At 72.1% G+C, this 2044-nt stretch carries 1 protein-coding gene; it reads left to right on the top strand.

What is annotated here, in order from left to right:
• On the top strand, nucleotides 1-2044 hold a 2044-nt coding region (locus LMU33_RS40705; RefSeq protein WP_228627131.1), incomplete at both ends, for a type I polyketide synthase.

The following is a 2044-nucleotide window of genomic DNA, read 5'->3' as shown; positions in this document are numbered from 1 at the left end:
GGTACGTCGTGCTGCGGCGGCCGACGCCGCGGCCCCCGGTGCCCTGGCCCAACGCCTGACCACCCTCCCCCCGGCGGAACGGGTCAAGGTCGTCCTGGAATCGGTCCGCACGCAGGTGGCCGCCGTACTCGGCCTCCCGGGACCCGAGGCGGTCGATCCGCTGCGCGCCTTCAACCAGGTCGGCTTCGACTCGCTGACCGCGGTGGAGCTGCGCAACCGGCTGACCGCGGCCACCGAGGTCCGCCTCCCCGCGACCCTGATCTTCGACTACCCCACGCCCACCGCCCTGGCCGAATACCTGACGACGGAAGTCCTGGGCACCTCGGCCGAGGCCGCCGCCCCGGTCGTCGCGGCGGGAGCGGCGGCGTACGACGATCCGATCGCCATCGTCGGCATGGCCTGCCGGTACCCCGGAGACGTCCGGTCTCCCGAGGACCTGTGGACCCTGGTGACCGAGGGCCGCGACGCCATCTCGGACCTGCCCACGGACCGGGGCTGGGACGTGGAAGGGCTCTTCGACCCGGACCCCGACCGGCCCGGCACGAGCTACACGCGCGAGGGCGGCTTCCTGCACGACGCACACCACTTCGACCCGGTCTTCTTCGGGATGAGCCCGCGCGAGGCACTGGCCACCGACCCGCAACAGCGGCTGCTCCTGGAGACCACCTGGGAAGCGTTCGAACGCGCGGGCATCGACCCGGCGTCGCTCCGCGGCAGCCGTACCGGTGTGTTCGCCGGCGTGATGTACAACGACTACGGCACGCTGCTGCACCGCGCACCCGACGGCCTCGAGGGCTACATGGGCACGGCCAGTTCCGGGAGCGTCGTTTCCGGCCGTGTGGCCTACACCTTCGGCCTGGAAGGCCCGGCGGTCACCGTCGACACCGCCTGCTCGTCGTCCCTCGTCACGCTGCACCTGGCCGTCCAGGCGCTGCGCAACGGCGAGTGCTCGCTGGCGCTCGCCGGCGGTGTCACGGTGATGGCCACGCCGGGAACGTTCGTGGCGTTCAGCCGTCAGCGTGGCCTCGCGGCCGACGGCCGCTGCAAGCCCTTCGCCGCCGCGGCGGACGGCACGGCGTGGGGTGAGGGTGTGGGCATGCTGCTGGTGGAGCGGCTGTCCGACGCCCGCAGGAACGGTCACCCGGTGCTGGCGGTGGTCCGTGGCTCGGCGGTCAACCAGGACGGTGCCAGCAACGGCCTGACGGCGCCGAACGGTCCGTCGCAGCAGCGGGTGATCCGGCAGGCACTGGCCAACGCCGGGCTCTCGGCGTCCGAGGTGGACGTGGTGGAGGCGCACGGTACGGGTACGACGCTGGGTGACCCGATCGAGGCGCAGGCGCTGCTCGCCACCTACGGCAAGGCCCGGGCCGAGGGCGAGCCACTGTGGCTGGGCTCCGTCAAGTCCAACTTCGGTCACACGCAGGCGGCTGCCGGTGTCGCCGGGATCATCAAGATGGTGATGGCGATGCGGCACGGTGTGCTGCCGCGGACCCTGCACGTGGACGAGCCGTCCCCGCACGTGGACTGGTCTGCGGGTGCGGTGGAGTTGTTGACCGAGGCGCGGGACTGGCCGGAGACCGGCCGTCCGCGCCGGGCGGCGGTCTCCTCGTTCGGCATCAGCGGCACCAACGCCCACACCATCGTCGAAGAGGCCCCCGCGCTCGAAACAGGGACCGATGACAGTTCCCCGCGGGTGCCCAAGGTGCTGCCTTGGCCGGTGTCGGGCAGGACTGTCGAGGCCCTGCGTGTGCAGGCCGCGCGCCTGCGCGCCCATGTGTCGGACCACCCCGAGTTCAGCCCGGCCGACATCGGCTATTCGCTGGCCGTCCATCGTGGCACCTTCGACCATCGCGCGGTCGTGGTGGCGGGGGACAGGGACGCATTCATACGCTCACTCGACGCGCTGGCCGCAGGCGAACCCTCGGCTGGACTGGCCGAGGGCGGTCCGGTTGGTGGCAAACTCGCCTTCCTGTTCACCGGGCAGGGCAGCCAGCGGCTCGGCATGGGCCGGGAGCTGTACGACGCCTATTCCGTGTTCGCCCGG

Origin of the sequence: Streptomyces barringtoniae, assembly GCF_020819595.1 — a bacterium.
Classification (GTDB): Bacteria; Actinomycetota; Actinomycetes; order Streptomycetales; family Streptomycetaceae; genus Streptomyces; species Streptomyces barringtoniae.
This window is presented reverse-complemented; position numbering and strand designations above follow the sequence as displayed.